This window comes from Lysinibacillus sp. NPDC097287, from assembly GCF_044761695.1.
Classification (GTDB): Bacteria; Bacillota; Bacilli; order Bacillales_A; family Planococcaceae; genus Lysinibacillus.
Map to the genome: position 1 here is coordinate 1 of NZ_JBIWCX010000087.1, position 1065 is coordinate 1065.

At 59.7% G+C, this 1065-nt stretch carries 2 protein-coding genes; both read left to right on the forward strand.

The features are described from left to right. Positions 1–394: 394 nt before the first annotated feature. Positions 395–763: a hypothetical protein gene (locus ACIQ2D_RS22305; protein WP_003944208.1), complete on the forward strand. Its 369-nt coding sequence runs from the start codon at positions 395–397 to the stop codon at positions 761–763. A 72-nt stretch (positions 764–835) separates the two neighbouring features. Continuing rightward, positions 836–1065, forward strand: a 230-nt coding sequence (locus ACIQ2D_RS22310; protein ID WP_402867458.1) for a hypothetical protein, incomplete at its 3' end; no start/stop codon positions are given.

The following is a 1065-nucleotide window of genomic DNA, read 5'->3' on the forward strand; positions in this document are numbered from 1 at the left end:
ACCCTCCGCGTAGGGGATAAATTCCCTCCACGGCAACTAGATCAAATTCGCGCTGTTCAGCTGGTTACGGCCTTGGAAACGAGGGCCCGAACCGGCCCTTGTCTCCTCGTCGCACCCAGGCAGACAACCGCAAAAGTGTCTTCTCCCGATCGCCACCCACGCCCCTCCCATGAGGGAATCAACGTCGCGAGCCTGTCCCTGTCCGGCGTCTGCGATATGTTCGGTGTCGAGTCGTTTCGCGTGACTCCCACCCATGTTCGAGCAGGCGCCCGCATCGTCGTTTCGGCACAAAGTTGGGGAAGGTCCTCCGGATCCGCGGATGCTTTTCGACACTGACCCCTTGATGGGTACATGCGGGGCACCCGTCAACGCGCCCAGTGATCGGAGCACACTCATGGTCTCGAATTCGGCTCGTAAGAAAGCTGCCCGAGAACACCAGCTACTGCACGGCGGGACTTATGCATCGGCGCTCGCTGCAGTGAAGCAGATCGAAGTCTCAGTCCCAAGTCTGTCCTCGTGGACCCTGTCTCGAATGATCGACGACGGAGTACTCGGCGACGGCACCGCAGCATTTCTAGAGCATTGCGTTGCCGTGGGCCGAGTTGTCGTCATCGCCGGACCGATCGGCAGCGGGCGCAATGCCCTGTTGAACGCCTTGGCCAGAGGTATCCGTGAGGATGCACGAGTCGGCATCGTGGCTCGCGGAGGCTGGAAAGGACTCGACGAACTCGTTCCCCGCTTAGGCAATGCTGTCGTTGCCTAAGCTCCCTCAGGGCTCGCTCAATCACTGGATTGGGAGTTCTCGCTGAGTCGGCAACAACTCGAGTACCTGGTCGTGGACGAGATCATCGAGCCTGGTGATGGACATTTCTTTACTCGGTTCGTCTCCGAAAATGTGTGCGGGGCGCTGGCGACGATTCAGGGGCAGACTGCCGACGAGGCCTTATCGCGGATGGCCGCGAACTTCGCGGCACTACCAGTCACAGAGACCACTCGTGTGCGTGCCGACGGAATCGAGGACATCGAAAAGTTCATTCACGAGGTCGTCAACGTCGTCGTTGTCTT